Annotated in this window: 18 protein-coding genes; 17 read left to right on the top strand and 1 reads right to left on the bottom strand. The window is 46.9% G+C overall.

Going from position 1 to position 22526, the window contains the following annotated elements; all coding sequences use genetic code 11:
- The first annotated feature begins 26 nt into the window (after positions 1-26).
- The 16 genes from BMW79_RS09120 to BMW79_RS09195 all read left to right on the top strand — a co-directional run bounded on the left by BMW79_RS09120 (position 27) and on the right by BMW79_RS09195 (position 20782).
- Positions 27-3416 (top strand): SusC/RagA family TonB-linked outer membrane protein, encoded by a 3390-nt coding sequence (locus BMW79_RS09120; protein WP_245752430.1) that lies wholly within the window; start codon positions 27-29, stop codon positions 3414-3416.
- Positions 3417-3433: 17 nt separating this feature from the next.
- Positions 3434-5032, top strand: coding sequence for a RagB/SusD family nutrient uptake outer membrane protein (locus tag BMW79_RS09125; RefSeq protein ID WP_089893469.1), 1599 nt, complete (start codon positions 3434-3436; stop codon positions 5030-5032).
- A 105-nt stretch (positions 5033-5137) separates the two neighbouring features.
- A complete protein-coding gene (locus tag BMW79_RS09130) occupies positions 5138-6574 on the top strand; it encodes a hypothetical protein (RefSeq protein WP_089893472.1) in 1437 nt (478 codons plus the stop codon).
- Between the two features lie 71 nt (positions 6575-6645).
- Complete coding sequence (locus BMW79_RS09135; protein WP_089893475.1) at positions 6646-7425, top strand: patatin-like phospholipase family protein; 780 nt, start codon at positions 6646-6648, stop codon at positions 7423-7425.
- A gap of 28 nt (positions 7426-7453) precedes the next feature.
- Complete coding sequence (locus BMW79_RS09140; RefSeq protein ID WP_089893478.1) at positions 7454-8410, top strand: TolB-like translocation protein; 957 nt, start codon at positions 7454-7456, stop codon at positions 8408-8410.
- Positions 8411-8520: 110 nt separating this feature from the next.
- Positions 8521-8946, top strand: coding sequence for an SRPBCC family protein (locus BMW79_RS09145; protein WP_089893480.1), 426 nt, complete (start codon positions 8521-8523; stop codon positions 8944-8946).
- 121 nt (positions 8947-9067) lie between these two features.
- Entirely contained in the window at positions 9068-9553 is a 486-nt protein-coding gene (locus BMW79_RS09150) for an anthrone oxygenase family protein (RefSeq protein WP_089893483.1), read from the top strand.
- A 61-nt stretch (positions 9554-9614) separates the two neighbouring features.
- Positions 9615-10097, top strand: a complete 483-nt coding sequence (locus tag BMW79_RS33860; RefSeq protein WP_177192093.1) for a hypothetical protein — start codon at positions 9615-9617, stop codon at positions 10095-10097.
- 36 nt (positions 10098-10133) lie between these two features.
- Positions 10134-11087 (top strand): ADP-ribosylglycohydrolase family protein, encoded by a 954-nt coding sequence (locus BMW79_RS09160; RefSeq protein WP_089893486.1) that lies wholly within the window; start codon positions 10134-10136, stop codon positions 11085-11087.
- On the top strand, positions 11084-11671 hold the full coding sequence (locus BMW79_RS09165) for a hypothetical protein (protein ID WP_089893489.1): 588 nt from the start codon (positions 11084-11086) through the stop codon (positions 11669-11671). The genes BMW79_RS09160 and BMW79_RS09165 overlap by 4 nt, the downstream gene beginning before the upstream one ends.
- 119 nt (positions 11672-11790) lie before the next feature.
- A complete protein-coding gene (locus BMW79_RS09170) occupies positions 11791-12378 on the top strand; it encodes a sigma-70 family RNA polymerase sigma factor (RefSeq protein WP_089893492.1) in 588 nt (195 codons plus the stop codon).
- Positions 12379-12443: 65 nt separating this feature from the next.
- Complete coding sequence (locus BMW79_RS09175; protein ID WP_089893494.1) at positions 12444-13421, top strand: FecR family protein; 978 nt, start codon at positions 12444-12446, stop codon at positions 13419-13421.
- Positions 13422-13486: 65 nt separating this feature from the next.
- Positions 13487-16963 carry a SusC/RagA family TonB-linked outer membrane protein gene (locus BMW79_RS09180; protein ID WP_089893497.1) on the top strand — a complete coding sequence of 1159 codons (3477 nt, stop codon included), beginning with the start codon at positions 13487-13489 and terminating at the stop codon, positions 16961-16963.
- Positions 16964-16983: 20 nt separating this feature from the next.
- Positions 16984-18516, top strand: coding sequence for a SusD/RagB family nutrient-binding outer membrane lipoprotein (locus tag BMW79_RS09185; RefSeq protein ID WP_177192094.1), 1533 nt, complete (start codon positions 16984-16986; stop codon positions 18514-18516).
- A 17-nt stretch (positions 18517-18533) separates the two neighbouring features.
- Positions 18534-20204: an alkaline phosphatase family protein gene (locus tag BMW79_RS09190; protein WP_089893503.1), complete on the top strand. Its 1671-nt coding sequence runs from the start codon at positions 18534-18536 to the stop codon at positions 20202-20204.
- An 11-nt stretch (positions 20205-20215) separates the two neighbouring features.
- Entirely contained in the window at positions 20216-20782 is a 567-nt protein-coding gene (locus BMW79_RS09195; RefSeq protein WP_089893507.1) for an HD domain-containing protein, read from the top strand.
- A gap of 45 nt (positions 20783-20827) precedes the next feature.
- Here BMW79_RS09195 and BMW79_RS09200 read toward each other — a convergent pair whose 3' ends face one another.
- The gene (locus tag BMW79_RS09200) at positions 20828-21382 is read right to left on the bottom strand and encodes a hypothetical protein (protein WP_089893510.1); all 555 of its coding nucleotides are present in this window, start codon (positions 21380-21382) and stop codon (positions 20828-20830) included.
- Between the two features lie 234 nt (positions 21383-21616).
- Here BMW79_RS09200 and BMW79_RS09205 point away from each other — a divergent pair, with 234 nt between their 5' ends.
- Complete coding sequence (locus BMW79_RS09205) at positions 21617-22519, top strand: metallophosphoesterase family protein (protein WP_089893513.1); 903 nt, start codon at positions 21617-21619, stop codon at positions 22517-22519.
- Positions 22520-22526 lie beyond the last annotated feature (7 nt).

The following is a 22526-nucleotide window of genomic DNA, read 5'->3' on the forward strand; positions in this document are numbered from 1 at the left end:
TGAACGCTCCTGAAAACATTTAACTCATGAAAATGACATTTACTCCTGCAGCGCAGCAAACCCGCAGAAGCGGGCCGGCTGTGTCCCGCATCAAACAATTCCTCCTATTGGGATGCTCCCTGCTGCCGGCCACCATGGGGTACGCCAGGCAAGCCGGGTTGACAGAAAAAGTGAAACTGGATATCTCCAGCGCTTCTCTTTCCCAGGTACTGAACGCATTAGGACACCAGAGCAGTTTTACTTTTAATTATGTAAAACAGGACTTCGACAAAATCATTGTACGGGACTATAAACCCGACAATATTACCCTGAATGAAGCCCTGAACCTGCTCCGGAACAAATCAGGTATCGAATACAGTGTAAGTGATAAAGCAATTCTCCTCAGAAAAGCAGAGAAAGACCCTACCACACAAACTACCCAGGCAGTAGCCCGCAAAATCAGCGGCCGTGTTACCACCGAAACAAAAGAACCTATTCCCGGTGTATCCGTTTGGGTAAAAGGCACGAAGAACAGAACCGTAACAGATGCAGACGGTAAGTTCGACATCACCCTGGAAAATGAAAAAGCCATACTCAGCTTCAGCTATGTAGGCTATGAAACAGTAGACATGGCAGTGGGCAGTTCAGATATTATTAATCTGTCGCTCAAGCTGAGCAACAATGCCCTCAACGAGGTGGTAGTACTCGGTTATGGTACCGCGAAAAAAGGAGACCTCTCCGCAGCGGTATCCGTTGTTCCTGATATGAAACAGATCAAGGAACGCCCGGTACTGGATGTTGCGAATATGATCCAGGGTAAAGTACCCGGTATCACCGTAGTAAGCAATGGTGGTCATACCAGCAACGCCAATAAAGTAACTATCCGTGGAGTAGGCTCGGCAAACAGTGAAAACGTTTTGTATGTAGTGGATGGTGTACCCGGTGCCCCTTACAATCCTGCTGATGTAGAATCTATCACGGTACTGAAAGATGCGGCTTCTGCGGCTATTTACGGTGCGTTCTCCGGTTCGGCAGGTGTTATCCTTGTTACCACCCGCCAGGCAGCCAAAGGAGTACCCAGTGTACAATATACCGGCTTCGTGGGCGCTAAACAGGCATGGCGTACCTTGCAATCCCTTTCTGCTGAACAACAGGGCCAGGTATCTGACCTCGCGCAAAAAAATGCAGGTCTCGCACCACTGGATGGATGGAATCCTGCCAAAAATCCGGATGGCCTGGTTACCCGCACCAACTGGATGGATGAAATTTTCCGCACCGGCCTCGTACAAAGACATAACATCAGCGTAAATGCCGGTACTGATAAATTTTCTACCCTCTTCCAGGCACGTTATGAAAAGGAAGAAGGTACCCTGATCAATACCTATAATAAAAATATTTCCCTGAGATTTAATGCTAATTACGAGTTCACCAAAAAAGTGAAACTCCGCCAGGACATCTTCTGGAATAATAACGATAACCGTGATGCGGAAACGGCCAGCGGCTATAGTGGCGCTATCCTTTCCGCCCTGTATATGCCCCGCTCTGCTACCCCTTACTATGCGGATGGCTCCTTCGGCGGTGTAGGCCCGAGAGGCGGACAATACAACGGGATCTATGGCGACGTGATCAACCCGGTAGCCACCCTGTTGAGAAACAAACCTTATAACAAAAGCAATGACTTACAGTCGGTAACTGAACTGACCGTATCAGATATTATTCCCGGGTTATCTTACCTGTCCCGTTTCTCTTATCGTGCACAAAACTCCTTGTGGAAAAACTTTGAGCCAAGAAGAACAGAACCAGGAAAGCCTAACGACCAGAATAAGCTCACCTATGAAACCAATAAAGGTTACAACTGGATCTGGGAAAATACACTCAACTACAATAAGATCATCAACCGCCACAACATAGGCGCTATGGTGTCTATGACCGGACAGGAATCCGCTAACCGTAAATATAATGCGGCAGCCATGGGTTTTGAGAACGAAGCCGACTGGGCACAGTTTTTTACCAATGCCACTATCTTTGATCGCACCCAGCCGGAAGACGAAGAATGGAAAGACAGGGTGGTTTCTTATGTAGGAAGATTATCCTATAGCTGGGCTGACCGCTATTTTTTAACGGCAAGTTACCGTAACGATGTTGCCGGCCGGTTGGCAGAAGGCTATCGTTCCAAAGGTTTCCCTGGTGTAACAGGTGCCTGGAAAATCAGTTCAGAATCTTTCATGGATAATGCAAAGTGGCTGGACCTGCTGAAAGTGAGAGCCAGCTGGGGTAAAATTGGTAATATCGGAAGTATTGAGCACTACTATGGATATGCCAAACTTACACCGGATTATACCTATCAGATCGGAGATGGCGCACCCAGAAGTAATTCACTGGCGATGACCAAAGCCTTTAATCCTACCCTCTCCTGGGAAACATCCAAACAAACAGACATCGGTATTGATATCAGCATCCTGAAACAACGCCTGTCTATTACCGCTGATTATTTTGATAAACTGACCTACGACCTCATTCAGGTACAGGCATCCGGATTTCCAAATACCTTCGGTCTGGAAGCTCCTTTAATCAACAAAGGTGAAATCGGCAACAAAGGTTTTGAAGTAGCCGTATCCTGGAATGATCATGTGGGCCAGGTAGGTTACAACCTGAGCGCCAATATCGCTACCCTGAAAAACACAGTAGAATATGTGGATACAGATCCTAAAGCGGTAATGATTCATACAGACGCATTCAGGCAGGTGCTGACACCTTTCCGCTCTACCGCCGGACAACCATTTTATTCCTACTGGCTGATTAAAACCGCAGGTATCTTCCAATCGGATGATGAAGCAAAAAATTATCAGAAAGATGGCAAAATGATCCAGCCGAACGCAAAGGCAGGGGATCTGAAATTTGTGGATCAGAATGGCGATGGTAAAATTAATGATGCCGACCGTGTTTACATGGGCAACGCATTCCCAAAACTGACCTACGGATTTACCGCCAGCTTTACCTGGAAGAATTTCGACCTGAGCCTGTTTATGCAGGGTGTAGGCGGGGTAAAACTGTTCAATGCCTTCAAGATGACCACCCTCGGTGGTTCCGAACAGGGCTACAACCGTTGGGATAAAATACTCGATGCATGGTCTGTGGATAATAAAGGTTCCAATATTCCCCGCATCTCCGCCAATGATCCTAACAAAAACTTCCAGACCAACTCCGACTGGTACCTGGAAAACGGTAACTACCTGAGATTAAAAAACCTCCTGATCGGCTATACGTTTAAGAAAATGAGCTGGAACCAGGGATTGCGTGTATACTTCAGCGGCGACAACCTCCTCACCTTTACCAAATACACCGGTATGGATCCGGAAGTGGGTGGTTTCGGTCTTGATGGCGGCCAGTTCCCGGTATCACGTGTGTTCTCTGTTGGTGCAAACATTAAATTCTGATCAAACCAAACATTATCATGAAAACGAATTTCAAACATATACTGCTCCTGGGATCACTGCTGGTGGGTGCAAGCGCGTGTAATAAATGGGTGGATACCAAACCAAACGGCGCCCCTACCACCGCCTATTTCTGGCAGAGTGACGCCGACCTGAAGAAAGCTACCACCGACATGTACGTAGCTATGCGTAATGAATCTACCTGGGGCCGCGATCTGTTCTGGGTACAGGATGCCAGCGATGACCTCATTGTAGGCCGCGCAAAGGCAGATGGCGAAAACATCAAGAACTTTATTCCAAGCGGCCGTGAAGGCTACCTGACCAGCGGATGGGGTGATCTGTATAAAATGATCAACCGCGCCAACCAGGTGATCCAGAATGTGCCGACTTCAAAAAATACTACAGAAGCTGCGCGTAACCAGGCATTGGGTGAAGCTTACTTTATGCGCGGGTTTGCTCATTTCTGGGTAGCCTACCTCTGGGGACACAAAGACCAGGGCGTTCCATTCGACGGACCTGAAAACCCGGAATTTGGTAAACGTATTCCTCCACAACTGCCTTCTGTAACAGACAACTACGCGCAGATCATCAGCGATATGCAGAAAGCAGCCGACCTGCTGCCTATGTTTGAAACCTACGGCGCTTCCGATCGGGGTAAAGCACATAAGGTGGCCGCATGGGGATACATGGTAAAAGTATACGCTTACTGGGCACAATACGATGCTTCCAAATGGACACTGATTCCTGCGTTGTGCGATAAAATCCGTGATGAAGGACATCGCTCCCTCGTTAAAGGAAAAGAAAACAGCCAGGCGAATTACCGCGCCGTGTTCACCATCGCCAACAACTGGAGTTCTGAATATATCTGGTCTGTTACTTCCGGTGTACAGGGTGGTTCTGAGTTCCCGGGCGTGGTACTGGAAAATACCGGTTGGGCTATCTTCAACGGCTGGGGTTATTTCCAACCTACCGAAGAGCTGTATGATGAATACGAAAACGGTGATCCGAGACGCGAAGTAACCATCCTGAAATTTGGTGATAAATTCACTTTCTTCGGCCTGGAGCGTTCCTACTATTCTACCAACAGCTTGTCCGGTTTCCAGATGAATAAATATATGGAACCTTATTCCTATGGTAAAGACGGCGATAAATCCACCAATACCGTTATTAATCAGAGCCCCGATTATCCTACTACTTCACTCAATTTACCATTGATGCGGTATGCAGAGATCCTGCTCTTCAAAGCAGAAGCGCTGATTAAAACAGGTAAAAGCGGTGATGCCGCAGGTCCGCTGAATGAAGTACGCAACCGGGTTGGATTAACAGGCATTCCTAATCCTACTATGGACGATCTGAAACATGAACGCCGGGTGGAACTGGCCTGCGAATGGACCGACCGTCTGCAGGATCTGAAAAGATGGGGCGATTATGCAAAGATCAATGCACCTCTGCACGGACGTATTCACGCTGATAAGGTGAATCCTTTGTCGCCATATGAAATCAAACAGGTATGGCCAGCAAGAACGTTTGATCCGAATAAACATATGGCATGGCCAATGAATCCGGATGTAATTGCACAAAGTAACGGCGCCTACAAGCAGGTACCAGGCTGGAGATAATAACAGCATACAGCGAACATTGATAAGGCGATGGCAGGAGCGGAGATATTTATATATCTTCGTTCCTGCCATTCGCCGTTTTTGTTTCACGCCAAATGTTGGACTATGCCACGAAATTATTTCCTGCCCGCGCTGCTTTTCTTTGCTGTTTCCCTTAACAGTTGCATACATCACGCCAAACCTTCTACGCACATCGCGGTAGATACCATCCCAGCAGGCCCCCGCCCTTTATTTAAAGATTTTATGGGACTCAATGGTCATCTTTCCTTTAAGCCGGACCTGTATAAACAGGTATGCCGCCTGGTACGTAATTATCATAATATCAGCTGGGATGTGAAAGCGCCGGGTGATGCCATTACCATTCCACGTACGGTAAACGGGATCAACTGGAAACAGGACGCGTATGGCCCCTGGAAGAAAGCGGGTTTTGAAACAGATATTTGTATGCAGTTTCAGGGCGTAGGACTGGGTAATCCGAATTACCGGAAATTATGGGCAGGCCGTGAACAATGGGCATATGATTATGGAAAAGCGATGGCTACTTACTATGGTCCTTCCGGAGCAGAACAGCTTTGTACATCTGTGGAAATTGACAATGAGCCGGGCTCCCGCTTTGATCCCGATTTATATAAAACCCTTTTTACAAAGATGACGCAGGGCGTACGTGCCGGTGATCCCCGGTTGAAGATCGTAACACCTGCTGTGGTGGCTGGCAAAGCAGACCCTTACTCCCAGGCGTTGGATAATATGTATGGAGATGCTGCTATTTTACCCCTCTATGATGTGATCAATATCCATACTTATCCTACCATTGAAAAATCAGCGACCAGCGAAAATAACTGGAACCGCAGTTACCCGGAAGATAATTCCCTGAAATATCTCAAAGTCATTGAAGATGCCATCGACTGGCGCAATACCCATGCAAAGGATAAAGAAGTGTGGGTAACGGAATTCGGTTATGATGCGTGTACTCCGGCGGCTATGGCCAAACGGAAGGACTGGGCGCTGAAACTCAACTGGCAGGGCGCCAGCGATCTTCAACAGGCGCAGTACCTGGTAAGATCGTTCCTGCTGTTTTCCGCGCTGGATATACAACGGGCCTATCTCTACTATTACAATGATGAAGACGAAGCCTCTTTTCATGCCGCTTCGGGCATTACACGCAACTTCACACCGAAGCAGTCGTTCTGGGCGTTAAAGCAACTATACCAAACCCTGGGAGACTACCGCTTCCGCCGTGTTGTGAAAAAAGAAACAGATTCACTGTATGTATTTGAGTTTGTAAAGGGAGACGATCCAAAGTCGCTGGTATGGGTGGCCTGGTCGCCTACCGGCGCCAGAACGCATGAACAAACAGGGTATCAGCCACACGTGGCATCAGTGACACTTGATAAGCTGCCGGGAGTGCCGGTGAGTGCTACATCCATGATTACCACAGATGCACCTGCAGCACAGGTAACCTGGGATAAAGCCGGGGAAACCGGCATGCGCCTGCAGATCGGAGAGAGCCCTGTTTACATTTCCTTTCAGGCAGGTAAATAGCTGGTCTGAACAGTAAAGTACACCTTCCGGACAGGGGAAAAAATGCCGACCTGTTTTTTTATATTAGCCGGATGAACGATACGATAGCCCAAACATCCCTGAAGCGACCTTTTGTTTTATCTGGCGGCGGCGCCAGGGGCTATGCCCACCTGGGTGTTTTAAAAGCCTTTTCTGAGCATGGTGTTTATCCCGAAGCCATAGCGGCTACCAGCGCCGGTTCTATAGCAGCTGCCTTTATCTGCGACGGATACAGCACCGACGAAGTGAGAGAAATATTTCAGCGACATAAACTCGGTCTGTCAATGCAATGGCGGAACTGGCGTGCCGGTTTTCTATCTCTCAAAAAAGTAGCAAAAGTACTGAAACAAACCTTACGGCATCAGACCTTTGAATCACTGGATACACCTTTGTATGTAACGGCCACCAACTTCGTAACCGGCAACCAGCAGATTTTCAGTGAAGGCGCGTTAATTCCTGCTATCCTGGCGGCATCTTCAGTGCCATTGCTGTTTCCTCCGGTAGAAATCAACGGATCCCAGTATGTTGATGGCGGTCTTTCCGGTAACCTGCCGGTAGAACCCTTACTGGCCGAATACCGCGACATTATCGGCGTACACGTAAACCCGCTCACACCTTACAACCCTGCAGAAGGCTTCCTGGCCAATGTGGAAAGAACCCTTCATCTGGCCATCCGGGAACCGGTGTTAAAGAATAAATTATTGTGCAGTTATTTTATTGAGCCGGAAGATCTGGGCAAGTACGGTATGTTTGAATTCAACCGCCTGGAGGCTATTTATACATCCGGGCTGGAATACACACGCCGGCAGTTGCAACAGCAGCCGGTGATATAACCCCCGACATCTTTTAAATACGATCTATATGCGAACCCTTTTCCTCCTATTGATGAGTTTGTCCTGTTTCGGACAAACTGTTTCGTTACCCGTACTCCACCACTTAACCAGAGATACTGCTGCCAATGATTACTGGAATTGTTTTACCGCCGATGGCAAACAGGTGGTATTCAGCCGAAGTATAAACGGTAGTATCCGTAAATTATACCAGGTGCCGGTATCCGGCGGAATTGCCACCCGTTTCCTGCCTCACATGAATGATAGCACAATGGGAGAAACCCGGCCCAATACTGCCAGCGATGGAAGGATTGCATTTACCGGTATCTCCGGAAACAAACCGCCTACCATCTGGCTCACCGGTGCCACTGGCGACACTGCTACCCAGGTGAAAACAGTACGCATTCATGGCAATCCTTCTTATCCCTGCTGGTATCCTGATAATAAGCAACTGATGGTGGTAGCTTATCTCAAAAATGACGGTGGTATACTAACGTCTGTGGATATCCGTACAGGAGAAACTATCGGGTTAACACAGCCGGATAGTATCAACTGCGGTATGCCTAATCTCTCCCCGGATGGCAAACGGGTTGTTTTTGCCGGGCAGCTGCCGGTAAAGGGATTGACTTATGATCAGGAAAAGAATAACATCTGGATAGCTACAGTCGGGAAACAAAAATTATCGGATGTTCAGCCACTGGACACCTGCCAGGGACGCGCTCCTTCCTGGTCGCCCGACGGGCAATGGGTCGCTTTTGAATCCACTTTCGGCGGCGGTAACAGATATGCCGTGTTCGTCATGAATGTAAAAACAAAGCAGAAACTACGGCTCACTGATTATAACTCGAATGCCAATCACCCGGTATGGTCGCCCGATGGTAACAGTATGGTGATGTCGGTGGTGCAACCAGGGCATCCGGGAAAAACGTGTATGGCGGTGATCACCGATCTGAAGAAATGGCTGAAGCAGAAAGCACCCCGTAAATAGAGCGGTGTCGCAAATCCTCCGCTATTTTGTCGTATTTGACCATCCCACGTGTTGGATAGTCGTGCTATGTTTGCATTAACAAAAATGATAAACATTTAAATCTTATAAAGATGAGTAACGCAAATAACACAACTATCACTGTCGGCACCACCGTAAATGCACCTGTAGCAAAAGTATGGGAAGTCTGGAGTTCACCGGAGCATATTGTGAAATGGAGCACCCCATCTCCCGACTGGCACACCACAACAGCAGAAAATGACCTGCGCACCGGTGGTAAATTCTCTTCCCGTATGGAAGCAAAGGACGGCAGTTTTGGATTTGATTTCGCCGGAGAATATGACGAAGTAAAAGAACATGCACTGATGGCCTACACCCTGGGCGATGGCCGCAAAGTAAATATTGTTTTTTCCACGGATGGTGATACCACTACCGTTACAGAAACCTTTGATCCGGAAAATATCAATCCGCTTGAAATGCAACGTGGCGGCTGGCAGGCGATCATCGATAACTTCAAGACATATACAGAATCATTATAGGGGCTGATCCGCTTTTCCTGCAATAATTTTTCCGGTAAATATTTTAATAAAAAGGGCTTCTGTTGTGAAGCCCTTTTTTGTTGTGCAAACAAGTTATACTTTCAGGTCAAATACTGCACCTATGCATATCAGTTTCGTGGAGTTATTACTATTGATCACCCTGGTGGCTTCGGCGCTCATGGCAGGACTTTTTTTCGCCTACGCCTGTTCTGTGAATCCGGGATTGGGAAGATTAGCAGACAGAGGCTATCTTTCCGCCATGCAGTCTATTAACCGGGCTATCCTGAACCCGGTATTTTTTGCTCCTTTCATGGGTTCGCTGGTGTTACTACCGCTTGCTACCTGGGCCGCCTGGAGCAGTGGTGGCGGGTGGTTACTGGCAGCAACAGGAATGTATTTTGCCGGTGTTTTTGGCGTAACCATCGCGGGCAATGTACCCCTGAATAATGCGCTGGATAAACTGGAGTTGCAGGCAGCTTCCGAAGAACAGCTGGCGCAGTACCGCGCAAACTTTGAGAAAAGATGGAACCGGCTGAACCTGGTACGAACAGTGTGTGCTGTGCTTACCCTCGCACTGGTGGGAACTGCCTGTATCTGTCAGGATTGAAGTAATAAGGAGTTAAGAAGAAGAAGAAAGAACACCGGTATTTCTATTAAGCGCTTTTAGTATGATACATCGTTTAGACATTCGCGTTATTGCTACTGATGAGAAAAGTACAAAATTCGACTTCTTTGTTGATGAAGAGCAACTGGATAGCCGCTTTGGGATCAACCGGCTGACCAACATAGCATTCACTGATTTTGACCTTGATCTGTTTGAAGTGGATGCAGTGCGTTTCCCCGGCTACAACCGGCTCGAAATAGTAAAGCGGGCAATCAATATATTCCTTGGTAAGGAACCGGCCAGCAATCAGTTGGAAACAGGCAGAGTAGTGCTGTATCGCTGTCATTGCGGAAGCGATTACTGTGGCGTTATTTCATTTCAACTAAAGATAGAGGAAGACTATATTTACTGGATAGATATACGGCATGAGATCGATGGAACCTGGGGACCAGATGATCTTGACATAACGGTTATACCGGAATTAAAATTTGAACGGCCGGCGTATGAGCGGTTGTTGAACGCGTTTGCGGAGAAGTATTGTTTTTGAATGAATCAACATTACCGCTACAGAAAATAATATATTATGGAAAAAAGCAGCATAGATCAGATAAAAGCGGCATTATTCGGATTGGCGGTAGGAGATGCACTTGGCGTACCGGTGGAATTCAGGGAAAGAGAAGGACTCCAGCTACATCCGGTGACGGATATGATGGCCTATGGCACACATCATCAACCGGCAGGTACCTGGTCAGACGACAGCTCCCTGGCTTTTTGTCTTGCAGAAGCGCTTACAAATCGTTTCAGCCTGCCGTTGATAGCACAGTATTTTATAGACTGGCGATATAAAAACTTTTGGACCCCTCATGGAACAGTGTTCGATATAGGTATCACTACCCAGGAAGCAATAGAACGATTGGCGAAAGGAATAGAGCCTGTACTTGCCGGAGGATTTTATGAAGATGAAAATGGTAATGGTTCCCTGATGCGAATATTGCCCTTACTTTTTTATGTGAAAGATAAACCAGTAACAGAACGGTTTGAACTCACAAAAGCGGTGTCATCTCTTACCCATGGGCATATCCGGGCTATCATAGCCTGTTTTTATTATCTTGAATTTGCCCGTTTGCTATTGGAGCGGCCCGATAAAATGAAGGCTTTCTATTCTCTGCAGCAAACAGTGCCCCTTTTTCTAAAAGAATATGGCATTCCTTCAAAAGAGGTAGTGTTGTTCAACCGTTTGCTGCAGGAAGATTTGCAGTATGTATCTGCTGCCACTATTCAAAGTGGGGGCTATGTATTGCATACACTGGAAGCAAGTATCTGGTGTATTTTAACCACTGATAACTATGCGGATGCCGTATTGCAGGCGGTGAATCTCGGGCGTGATACAGATACTACTGCAGCCGTAACAGGTGGTCTGGCCGGATTGCTGTACGGCCAGGAAGCTATTCCTGGGAGATGGATATCTGTATTGGCACGTAAAGAGGATATCGAAGACCTGGCAGTGCGAATGAATACACTTAAAAGTTATCTATGAATCATTTTTCGAAAATTACCTGGATAGTCCCTGTCCTGATTACCCTTTTTGGATGTCAGCCACGCGATAAAAAGAACAACCATCAGACTCCTGATCTCTCCGCTGTTTGTCCGGAATCGGATAACATTCAATCCATTACCAGATACCTGTTCTTTGTTGATGTGAAAGACCTGAGTAATGACAGTTGTATGAATCACCACTATCGTTGTGTGAAAGGAACCGGCGAAGAAGAGGGCGTTGAGTGGTTATCATTTTCCTACTACAAAGATAAAGACCTGGCGTTTGTTGCGGAAACAGATTGGGTTGATACCACCAGGATTGCAAGGATCACCTTTTTATCAGCTAACTTTCAACTCAGGAACGGACTGCCAGCCGTAGCCACTTTTAAGGAAATTAAAAATGAATTGGATACATTGAAAAGAAAAAATTATCCTGATGGATCACTGGAATTTTATCTGAAGGGAGATACCAGTGTGATTTTTACTTTTGATGTAACGAACAATGAGACGTTATACTATGGATACCAGGCTATCAATGAAATTCCGGATACTTTACGAGCCACATCTGTTGTTGTGTTTAGATGAGGACGATAAACACAAATCCCATCCCCGGTTTAGCCTATGTAAACTTATTATTAACTTAACCCTCCCTCCGGCAGATGATTCCCGACTTAATCTATTTTTACATTCCTTAATAGGAAGTAATGAAAATTATCAGAAAACAAACCGATAGCAGTATTGGTAATTGGGATAAAGAGCATTTTCAGCTCCTGTTCAGTGAATATTACCCGGTCACCTGTAAATATATTTACAGCATTATCAATAATGCAGAACAGGCCAAAGACCTCAGCGCAGAGCTGTTCTGCAACCTATGGCAACAGGATCCCGCCTCCATTCATACCAGTTTTAAAAACTACCTGCTGGTATGCGCCAGAAGAAGTGCCAACCGTTATCTGCAACAGTTGTCCCGCGAAAGAAACCGGCAGGAAGAAGTACAGCAACTGATAGACCTGGCCGATGAACAAACGCCGGATCAGCACCAGCAACTGGTAAACCGGGAATTAAAACAACAACTGGAAAAGATCTTACAAACCATGTCTCCCATCCGGAGGGAAATCATTGAATTAAAACTCCTCGGACTCAACAATAAAGAAATAGCGGTAGTGATGCAGCTATCCTATAAGAAAGTGGAATACCAGCTGAAATCAGCCATCAGAGAGCTACAGGAAGAAATCAGACTTCACCCCGATCTGGTATTCCTGCTGCTGCCACTACTCACTGCACTCTCTTAACAGTTTGTTAATATAGTTTTTGCGGAACAACGACCAGCTATTTGCTCCTGTATTAAATCATCATCGTGAATTGGGAACTGCTGGTAAAAATAATCCGGGAAGAAGCTACTCCTGCTGAACAGGCCGCCTTTGGTAACTGGCTGGAATCTGCTGTGGAAAACAGGAATACCTACGAAGCCGTGAAGGCCCGCTACCACACTATCGAACAGATCATCGCAAAAGATACGGTCCAGGAAGAGTGGGAGAAGGTAATGCCCCGTTTAGCCTCGCCCGCACCTGTTGCTCCTGCCAACCGGTGGTATTGGTTACGCTACGCTGCTGCAGCGGCGGTAGTAGTACTGATAGGGGTTTCAGCGGCCTGGTTCCTGCGTGAATCACAGCCCCCAGCCAGTGTTGTGACGCCGCAACTGGTCACTATTCAGGCCACCCGGCAGGAAAAGAAAATGGTAGTGTTGCCCGACAGCAGTGTGATCTGGCTGCATTACAACGCCAGTGTTCAATACGATCTTCACACCTTTAATAAAACTTCCCGGCAACTGCAATTAACAGGAGAAGCATTCTTTGACGTGATGCCCGCCGTGAACAAGCCTTTTACCGTACAAACATCCCATCTGAAAATTACCGTACTGGGTACCTCTTTTCACATCATGACCGGCGCCGGTGATGTGGAAGAAGTGACCGTAGCTACCGGTAAAGTAAATGTGCATGGCACACATATCCATGCCGATGTATTACCACTGCAAAAGCTCACCTATCATCCGGAAATAGGCGTAGCTGTAATAGGTAGCAGCACACTGGCCAATGCTACTGCCCTGAAAGATAACCAGCTTATTTTTTATAAAGATAATGCCGGCAGCATGACAGCAAAAATAGAACAGTGGTACCATCGTAAAGTAGTGGTGCAGGGCGATTTTCATCATAAAGTAGCATTGACCGGCAGCATCACCGATAACGGCATCCGCGAAGTATTGAACGGACTGGGTTACCAGGCAGGGTTTACCTATAAGATGACAACCGACAGCATATTTATTTATCCTGAATAAACGCTTAAAAACATCATTCCAGTAACACCATAAAATTTCTTGAAGTGAAAAAAATACTTATACTTATGTACTGCTGCTTTGCCGGCCTGGGACTGTACGCCCAGGTAGCAGGTAAGGTGATTCAATTGGGCAAAAAAGACCTCACGTTCGGGGAAATCATGACCATCTTACAAAAGAAGGAAAAACTGTCTGTATTGTATGATGAAAATATTTCCGCCCGGCAGAAAATACATGTATCCGCCGCATCTGTAACACTGAACGATCTGCTGAAACAGATCAGCACACAAACAGGACTGGATACAAAGATCATGAATGACAATATCTACATTCATAGCCCTGCCAAAGAAAAATCAAATGCCACCCTCGACGTAAAAGGCAGTGTAATGGATGCCACCAGCAAAGAATTTTTGCCCGGTGTGAGCATTGTTACCACCGAAGGCAAAGCATTAGGCATCACCGACACCAAAGGCCAATGGCGCGTAAACGTAGCTCCCGGAACCATCCTCGTATTTTCATCTATCGGATATGAACCTGCCCGTCAGACGATTCGCACGGCAGAAGAACCACTGCTGGTTTCCCTTTCAACGGATCTGCGCAAGCTGGATCAGGTTGTAGTTACCGCGCTGGGTATTACCCAGGAAAAGAAATCACTGGGCTACGCTGTACAGCAGATAAAAGGCGAATCATTGAATGAAGCACGCGATAATAACTTTATCAATTCGCTGTCCGGTAAGGTAGCTGGTGTAAATATTATTTCCAGTGGTGCAGTAGGTAGCAGCGCGCGCATTACCATCCGGGGAGAACATTCCCTGAACTATGGCGCCAATCAGCCGCTCATTGTGATAGATGGTATGCCTGCTTCCAACACCGGCTCTTCTGCTACAGAAGGCGCCGACTATGGCAACGCAGCAGGAGAGTTAAACCCCGCAGATATATCTTCCGTAAACGTATTAAAAGGCCCCGCCGCCTCCGCTCTCTATGGCTCCAGGGCTGCCAATGGAGTGATCGTGATTACCACCAAAAATGGGAAAGACAGAAAAGGCATGGGCGTTAACTATACCACCGGCTACACCTGGGATACCCCCCTGCGTTTACCAAAGTTTCAGAATTCTTTTGGGCGCGGTGACAATGGTGAATATGTAGGCTCCAATTTCGGATACAGCAACAACGGGCTTTATCCGAATGGTGTAAATGATGGTAATGATGAAAGCTGGGGCCCGCGATTCGATGGCTCTTTGAAGAACCAGTTCAATTCCCCTACCACCAATGGTTTCAGAGGGGGAGATGTGTACCTGCCCAATCGCGGCGATATCATCCCAACACCCTGGGTCGCGCATCCCAATAGTATCCGCGACTTTTTTGAAACAGGACATACCCGGTTCAACAGTCTTTCTCTCAGCGGTAATAACGATGTAGCTAACTACCGCTTCGCCTATACGAATAATGAAGAGAAGGGGATTGTGCCCAACAACAATCTTACCCGTAATTTCTTTAGCCTCAATGCAGGATATAAGTTAAGCAAACAGCTGCAGGCAGAAACCTCTATCAGCTATACCACTACCAAAAGCAGCAACCGCCCGGCACTCGGATACGGCAGAAATACGCCTATGTATTTCCTGCTGTGGATGACCCGCGATGTGGATATTAACAGCCTGCGCAACTACTGGCAGCCCGGTCTTGAAGGGATCCAGCAGTTCCAGCATAACTACGGTGAAGACCACAACAATCCCTTCTTTTATCAATACGAGAATACTAACGGACAAGAAAAAAGCCAGATCCGTGGTATGGCCAAACTCACTTACAATATCCTCGATAACCTGAGCGTAATGGTAAGAGGCGGAACAGATCAGATCAACGATTTTAGACCGATCCGTTTGGCTGTAAGTACGGTAGATGCCCGTAAAGGCAGTTATAGCGAAAGCACAGGTACCGCCAGGGAAACCAACTTCGACTTCCTCGTCAATTATAAGAATCAACTCGGTAAAATAGCATGGAATATTTCCGGTGGTGGTAATACCATGGAAACTATGGCCCGTGGTGTATATGGCAACAGCGGTCAGCTGCTCATTCCCGGCATCTATAACCTGGGCAATAGCGGCAGCACGCAAAGTGTTTCCAACAGCTATAGTAAATCGAAGATCAATAGCTTCTATGGCTTCTTCCAGGCCAACTATGAAAACAAAGTATACCTGGACGTAACCGGAAGAAATGAGTGGTCCAGTACACTGCCTATGCAGCATAATTCCTATTTCTATCCGTCTGTGAGCACCAGTGTGCTGATCAATGAAATTGCGCATATGTCGCCGTCGATCGATCTGTTAAAACTGCGCCTCGCCTACGCGGAAGTAGGAAATGGTACAGCTGCTTACCAGATCAATGCGTATTACAACTCACAGCCTTTATACAACGGTACGCCCTCGCTGGTGGAGGAAGGCGGCCTGAAAGGCGGACAAACACTGAAACCGGAGAGAACCGGTTCTGTAGAAGTGGGCGCAGAACTGATGCTGTTTAAGAACCGCCTCGGCCTGGATGTTACCTATTATAAATCCACTTCCCGCGATCAGATCGTGGGCTTGCAGTTACCTATTTCTTCCGGTTACAACAGCAGGTTGATTAACGCCGGTCAAATTTCCAACAAAGGCGTGGAAGTAGTATTAAGCACTGTTCCGGTAAAACTGAAAAATTCCTTTCAATGGAACCTGAATGTCAACTTCGCCCGTAATGTAAGCCGCGTTGAAAAACTGGCGCCCGGTGTTGATAAATTAGTGCAGGCCGCTCCTGGTGAAGATGCCACTATTGAAGCACGGGTAGGAGAAAGAATGGGTACCCTGTATGGCCCCGGTTTCCAGCGTGTGGAAAGTGGTGACCTGAAAGGCGAAATTATTATCGGTTCCAATGGCCGCCCGGTGATCACCGATAATCCTATACACCTGGGAAATATTAACCCCGACTGGACCGCCGGTGTGATGAACCGTTTTGCCTTCAGGGGCGTATACCTCGAAACACTGCTGGATATCAGCTATGGCGGCGTGATCATTTCCCGCTTTTTGAATAAAGCCATGGGCGACGGGCAGCTGGCAGAAACGGCAGAAGCGCGCCTAAGCCGCGAAGCCGGTCACGAATACGATGCTGATAAACCTTACTTCCGCGATGGCGCCGCCCAGATGCCGGATGGTAAATACCAGCGCAACCTGCAGATTTTTGATGGCACCTACAGCAAAGGTATTTATGGCGCCGGTGTTCGTGATTTTTATAAACGCTACTATGACCACAATTCAGAAGCGCAACTGCTGGATCGTTCCTATATCAAGTTAAGGGAACTAAAAGCCGGTTATAATTTTCCGAAACGGATGTTCCGCCGGATACCTATCCAGGGATTGAATTTCTCGGTGGTAGCGCGTAATCTGTTCCTATGGACAAAGAATCCGCATTTCGATCCTGAAACAGGCGCTTCTACACCGGATGGACTGGTAGGTGGTTTTGAGAACCTCAGCGTTCCCACTACCCGCAGTTTTGGTTTTAACCTCAACGTTAATTTTTAATGTTATTAAAGTCTGACACCATGAAATCACATATGCTTATAAGTATCTTTGTAGCAGGCCTGTTACTGGTAACAGGTTGTACAAAGGATTTTGATGAGATCAATACCAATCCGAATTCATCCCAGCAGGTAGATCAGCCGCAACTGTTGCTGCCGGCTATCCTGAAAAATTCGGTGCGCAATTATTTTTACTCCTCCACCACCCGTGGAAATATCGTAGGTGATTATTACGCCAACCAGTATGTAAGTGGTTTTGACAATGCCTGGGCGCCCAGTGAAGTACAGGGTTATTTTCTGTGGGATAATTTCAGTCAGCTCAGAGATGTGGAAAACTTACTGGTATTAAGCCGTAAAAAACAGTTGCAGAATTTTGAAGGCGTGGGGCTGGTAATAAAAGCCTGGCTGTTCCAGGTAATGACGGATATTTATGGGGACATCCCTTTCAAAGAAGCTACCGGCGCTAAAGTAAACGGTGTTTTTTTACCGGTATTTGATACCCAGGAAGATGTATACTACGGCATGCTGGATATGCTGAAAACTGCCAACACGTTACTCACAAACGGCAAAGATGGTTTGTCCGGTGATATTATGCTGGAAAACAAACCCCTTCGCTGGCGCATGTTTGCCAATAGTTTGCGTTTACGTTTGCTGATGCGCATATCCGGTAAAAGCAACCTGAAAATAAATGTGGGTACGGAAATCAATGCAATTATCAGTGATCCCGTACAGTTTCCCATTTTTACTTCTCATGAAAACCAGGCGGCCTTTACCTTTCTGAATGATGTGGGTTTTGAAATTCCGGGGTTCAATGATGCACCGCTCAATGATATTCATTTATCCGTTACCATGGAAAAATACCTGAAAGCATTGAATGATCCGCGTATCGGTTATTATGCAAGTCCTACGCCTGCTGGTATCCGTGACGGGAAGAAAGTATTTGCCGGTGTGCCTAATGGCATCGCTGCCGGTGCAGAAGCAGTGTATAATGGCGGCCGCGATTTTCAATCTTCTGTATCTCCGGCATTATTACCCCTCGCATCTTTCCCACAGGCATCCAGAACAGCTGCACAGGGCTTACTGATGACCTATGCCGAAGTACAGTTTATTCTCGCAGAAGCACGGGAACGCGGATTAATCAGCAGCGGAGATGCAGCTACCTATTATGCCAACGGCATAAAAGATCAGTTTGCCTACCTGGCAGAACGTATCGCCGGTAAATTTGATTATCCGAAAGCAGCAGATATTACTCCGGCCGACAGCTATTACACACAAACAGGCGTAGCGTATACCGGTACGCCGGCGGAGAAGTTGAATAAGATCCGTATACAGAAATGGTTCGCATTGTTTAACAATGGTTTTGAAGGCTGGTCGGAGTGGAGAAGAACCGGTGTGCCTGCCGACATCAAAACAGGCCCTAACAGCGCCATTACGGTATGGCCGCGTCGTGCACGTTATCCGATCTCCGAACAACGCTTAAATCAGCAGCATTACCAGGAAGCGGTGAGCCGGCAGGGAGCCGATGATATGCTTACCCGTATCTGGTGGGATAAATAATAAAAACAGTAACGACTATGCGAAAAACAATTGTAACCGGCTGTCTGGCCCTGTTAACAGGTGTAGCAGTTACCGCACAGGTAAAGGAACGCTACCCGGAAGGTATTGCGCACGTAGTGGTGATAGGGATAGATGGATTAAGCCCTGATGGCATCCGGAAAGCCAATACGCCGGTAATGCACCGGATGATAGACAGCGGCGCCGTGAAATGGAATGTACGTACCGTACTTCCTTCCAGCAGCAGCCCCAACTGGGCCTCTATGATTATGGGCGCCGGCGTGGAGCAGCACGGTGTTCAGGATAATGACTGGGAGAAGGGAGAATCTTCTTTACCGGCGGTTACTACGGGAGAAGAAGGACTTTTTCCTACTATTTTCGGCGTGGTAAGGCAGGCCAGGCCAACTGCAGAAATTGGCGCGGTGTATCATTGGGATGGCTTTGGCCGCCTGTTTGAAAAGAAAGCAGTCAACTACGATCATCACTTCGAAACAGAAGGGGCGAGCACAGACAGCTTTGCCACTTACCTCGTGAACAGGAAGCCATTGTTTGCCTTTCTGCACATGGATCATGTAGATGCTGCCGGCCATGAATACGGCCACGGTACCGCCGCCTATTTCCAGGCGGTATCAAGAGCAGATTCTTTGATTGGCCAGGTACTCACCGCTATCAGACAAGCCGGCATGGAAAAAAATACGCTGGTGATTGTAACGGCAGACCATGGGGGAGTGGGTACCGGTCATGGCGGCGCTACCATAGAAGAAGCGGAAATAGCGATGATCCTGTATGGAAAAGGCATAAAGAAAGGCTATAAAATACAACAGCAGATGGCCACCTATGACCTGGCGGCCACCATTGCTTTTGCTTTGAAAATAGTGCCGCCGTATGTATGGACCGGGCGTCCGGCGAAACCCGCTTTCACGGGTTTCACTGAGCCGGCTAATTTGTGGTTGGGTAAATCCCTGCTGCCTGCACCGGTGATCTATCCGGAGCGGCAGTTGTACGAACAGGCCGGTGGCTTGTTTGTAGACCAGACGCCTACTGTGAAAATGCTGCCGGTAGCAGAGAAGAGCAGTATCCGCTATACACTCGATGGAAGCGAACCAGGGATCAGCGCCACTCTTTACCAGCAACCGTTTAACCTCGCCCAAACAACCGTAGTCAAAGCACGTTCCTTTGATGAGAAAGGAAATGAGAGTACTACCAGCAGTGCTTATTTCCGCGTGCTGCACGCCGCCCAGGGTCATGGATTACAGGTACAATATTATCCGGGGAGTAACTGGAAATACCTGCCTGTTTTCAGCAGGTTAAAGTCTACGCAACAATGGGAAAGCCTCGAATTCCATCTGGATAAAAATAAGATCCTTCCATTGCTGGATAAGGATCACAGCACCTTCGGTATCGTCTTCAAAGGATACATTGAAATAACTACGCCTGGGAAATATGTTTTTTATACCCGCTCGGATGATGGCAGCCAGTTATTTATTAACGACGAAGAAGTGGTGACGAACGACGGCGATCATGGCGTAATAGAACGCGGAGGTACCATAGAACTAACGAAAGGCCGGCATCCCGTACGGTTGGAGTATTTCAACAGCAATGGCGGATTCTGGCTGGAAACCTGGTACAAAGGGCCAGGTATTACAAAGCAGATCGTTCCGGCGGATATATTGTTTCTGAATAAAGATTAAAAGTAACAGTGATGACAACACAGCAAAAGATAGATACCCTGTTTGAATTATACACCACTTACGGTCACCTGGATTACGGAGAAGGGGTTACGCAGTTGATGCACATGGTACAGGCGGCAAAACTGGCACATAAAGAAGGATATGAAGAGGAAGTAATACTGGCGGCCTTTTTTCACGATATCGGTCATTTCCTGGAAGAAGGAGAAGAGATGGGCATCTATGGTAAACATGACCATGACCGCATGGGTGGCGAATACCTGGTATCCCTTGGGTTTACGGAGAAGATGGCAAAGCTGGTAGCAAGCCATGTGGCCGCAAAGCGTTACCTGACTTATAAAATTCCCGGTTACTACGAACAGTTATCAGATGCCAGCAAAAAAACGCTGGGCTTCCAGGGTGGACCTATGGAAGCTGCCGCAGCTAAAGCATTTGAAGAAGATCCACTTTTTGAATTGTACCTGAAAATGCGCTACTGGGACGATCTGGCAAAAGAAACAGACCAGGCGGTAGTGCCGGAGGATGTGCAATGGATGAAGGAAATGGGTACACGGTTTTTACAACAGCAGGCAGCTGAATAAACAAACGAACAGCTGTTGCCCTTAAAAGCAACAGCTGTTTTTATTTTATCCGAAGTATTGTTGCTTCCATGCATCAAAAGCCGCCTGGTGTTTTTCCTGTGCTTTAGTGATAATGTGGGTGGTATCCTCTACAGGCTCCAGTTTGAATTGTCTTAATAACCATTCTTTATAGGCATCAATGTATTCGCTGGGCTCATCGTCCTCATCTTTATAAAAAGTGATTTCCTCATAAATCATAGGTTCACTGTCGAATGTGATCAGTTGCAGTAACCCGGTAATATTTTCTGCAATAACAAATTCCCCGCCCTCATCTCCGAATACTACTACCGGCAGTTCACTGAAATCGGTGGTATCATCATACTGCCATAAAGCATAAAAAGAACCGGAACCATTTGCCTGTGCAAATGGATACAGCCGGGCCAGGAAATCGGGGTGGTCGGACCATCCATGCTGTAGCCCGGATTTATCATCGTGTAGCAGTCCGAATCCTTCGGAGTAGCTTTCAAAGCCGGTGGCCTCCTGGAATTTCAGCAACTGTTGCAAGGCTTCCGGAACCGGGTGTGCACCAAAGTTTTTTGCAAATTCGGGTGTAGTTGTCATATACTCGGCTTTTTTATACCGATCCTAAATATAAGACAAGCCAGTGTTCAGCGTATTTGAATATTCTGTTAATTTTTTCTGATGCACTTTTCGTTTTACATATAAACATTAGTAAAAAATATAATTAAAAATGTTAATCATGTAGTAATATTGACTTGATATATTTGTCCGGTCAACGGGAGGAGCGGTAATTACCTGCCCCTCCCGTTTTATTATCTATAATCCGATATGTAAATGGAAAGAAGATCGCTTTTTAAAAAGATGGGAGGGCTGTTACTCGTGCCCGCTGTTCCCTTTTCTAATCTCCTGCCCAAAGAGAAGCCTGTGCTGCGGGTAGCCCATCTGACAGATATTCACCTGAAGAATGATTTTGATGCGCCAAAGCATTTCCGTGATTGCTTACATCATGTACAGCAGCAAACGCCTAAAGTAGATTTTATTCTCAATGGCGGCGACGTGGTATTTGATATGAACAAGGAAAAAAAACAGACTATCGACGACCAATGGCAGCTGGTACAATCTATCATGTCGGCAGAATGCAGCATTCCTTCTCACTATGTATTGGGTAATCATGATATCTGGTGGGAAGAGCAGAATAAAACTTCTTCCCTGTATGGCAAGCAGTATGCACTGGACCAGTTGAAATTATCTTCTCCGTATTACAGCTTCGTGAAAAATGGCTGGAAATTTATCTGCCTCGACAGTGTACACCTGGATGTAGATGGCACCTGGTACATCGGTAAACTGGGCGCTGCACAGTTCCAGTGGCTGGAAAATGAATTAAAACAAACAGACGCCAAAATGCCGGTATGCGTACTTTCGCATATTCCTATTCTCACAGCTACCCTGATGATTGAAGATGATATCGTGAACAGATGGGAAATGCTGGGCGGCGATATGCACACAGATACCTCCGCGATTATTAAATTGTTTTATCAGCATCCTAATGTAAAATTGTGCCTGAGCGGGCATATTCATTTGAGGGATAAAGTGGTGTATAACAACGTCACTTACTTATGTAACGGCGCTGTAAGTGGTGCCTGGTGGAAAGGTAATAAGCGGGAAACTGCACCTGGATATGGATTGATTGATTTTTATAAAGATGGAAGCTTTGAAGAAAGATATGTAAATTATTAATGTTGAT

Source organism: Chitinophaga arvensicola (genome assembly GCF_900110835.1).
GTDB classification, from domain to species: Bacteria; Bacteroidota; Bacteroidia; order Chitinophagales; family Chitinophagaceae; genus Chitinophaga; species Chitinophaga arvensicola.

Coding starts and splice junctions, on each gene's coding strand:
- BMW79_RS09180 (WP_089893497.1), top strand. CDS start 13,487: ATGTACTGCTGCTTTGCCGGCCTGGGACTGTACGCCCAGGTAGCAGGT.
- BMW79_RS09125 (WP_089893469.1), top strand. CDS start 3,434: ATGAAAACGAATTTCAAACATATACTGCTCCTGGGATCACTGCTGGTG.
- BMW79_RS09150 (WP_089893483.1), top strand. CDS start 9,068: ATGCATATCAGTTTCGTGGAGTTATTACTATTGATCACCCTGGTGGCT.
- BMW79_RS09165 (WP_089893489.1), top strand. CDS start 11,084: ATGAATCATTTTTCGAAAATTACCTGGATAGTCCCTGTCCTGATTACC.
- BMW79_RS09185 (WP_177192094.1), top strand. CDS start 16,984: ATGAAATCACATATGCTTATAAGTATCTTTGTAGCAGGCCTGTTACTG.
- BMW79_RS09190 (WP_089893503.1), top strand. CDS start 18,534: ATGCGAAAAACAATTGTAACCGGCTGTCTGGCCCTGTTAACAGGTGTA.
- BMW79_RS09130 (WP_089893472.1), top strand. CDS start 5,138: ATGCCACGAAATTATTTCCTGCCCGCGCTGCTTTTCTTTGCTGTTTCC.
- BMW79_RS09135 (WP_089893475.1), top strand. CDS start 6,646: ATGAACGATACGATAGCCCAAACATCCCTGAAGCGACCTTTTGTTTTA.
- BMW79_RS09140 (WP_089893478.1), top strand. CDS start 7,454: ATGCGAACCCTTTTCCTCCTATTGATGAGTTTGTCCTGTTTCGGACAA.
- BMW79_RS09120 (WP_245752430.1), top strand. CDS start 27: ATGAAAATGACATTTACTCCTGCAGCGCAGCAAACCCGCAGAAGCGGG.
- BMW79_RS33860 (WP_177192093.1), top strand. CDS start 9,615: ATGATACATCGTTTAGACATTCGCGTTATTGCTACTGATGAGAAAAGT.
- BMW79_RS09200 (WP_089893510.1), bottom strand. CDS start 21,382: ATGACAACTACACCCGAATTTGCAAAAAACTTTGGTGCACACCCGGTT.
- BMW79_RS09205 (WP_089893513.1), top strand. CDS start 21,617: ATGGAAAGAAGATCGCTTTTTAAAAAGATGGGAGGGCTGTTACTCGTG.
- BMW79_RS09160 (WP_089893486.1), top strand. CDS start 10,134: ATGGAAAAAAGCAGCATAGATCAGATAAAAGCGGCATTATTCGGATTG.
- BMW79_RS09145 (WP_089893480.1), top strand. CDS start 8,521: ATGAGTAACGCAAATAACACAACTATCACTGTCGGCACCACCGTAAAT.
- BMW79_RS09170 (WP_089893492.1), top strand. CDS start 11,791: ATGAAAATTATCAGAAAACAAACCGATAGCAGTATTGGTAATTGGGAT.
- BMW79_RS09195 (WP_089893507.1), top strand. CDS start 20,216: ATGACAACACAGCAAAAGATAGATACCCTGTTTGAATTATACACCACT.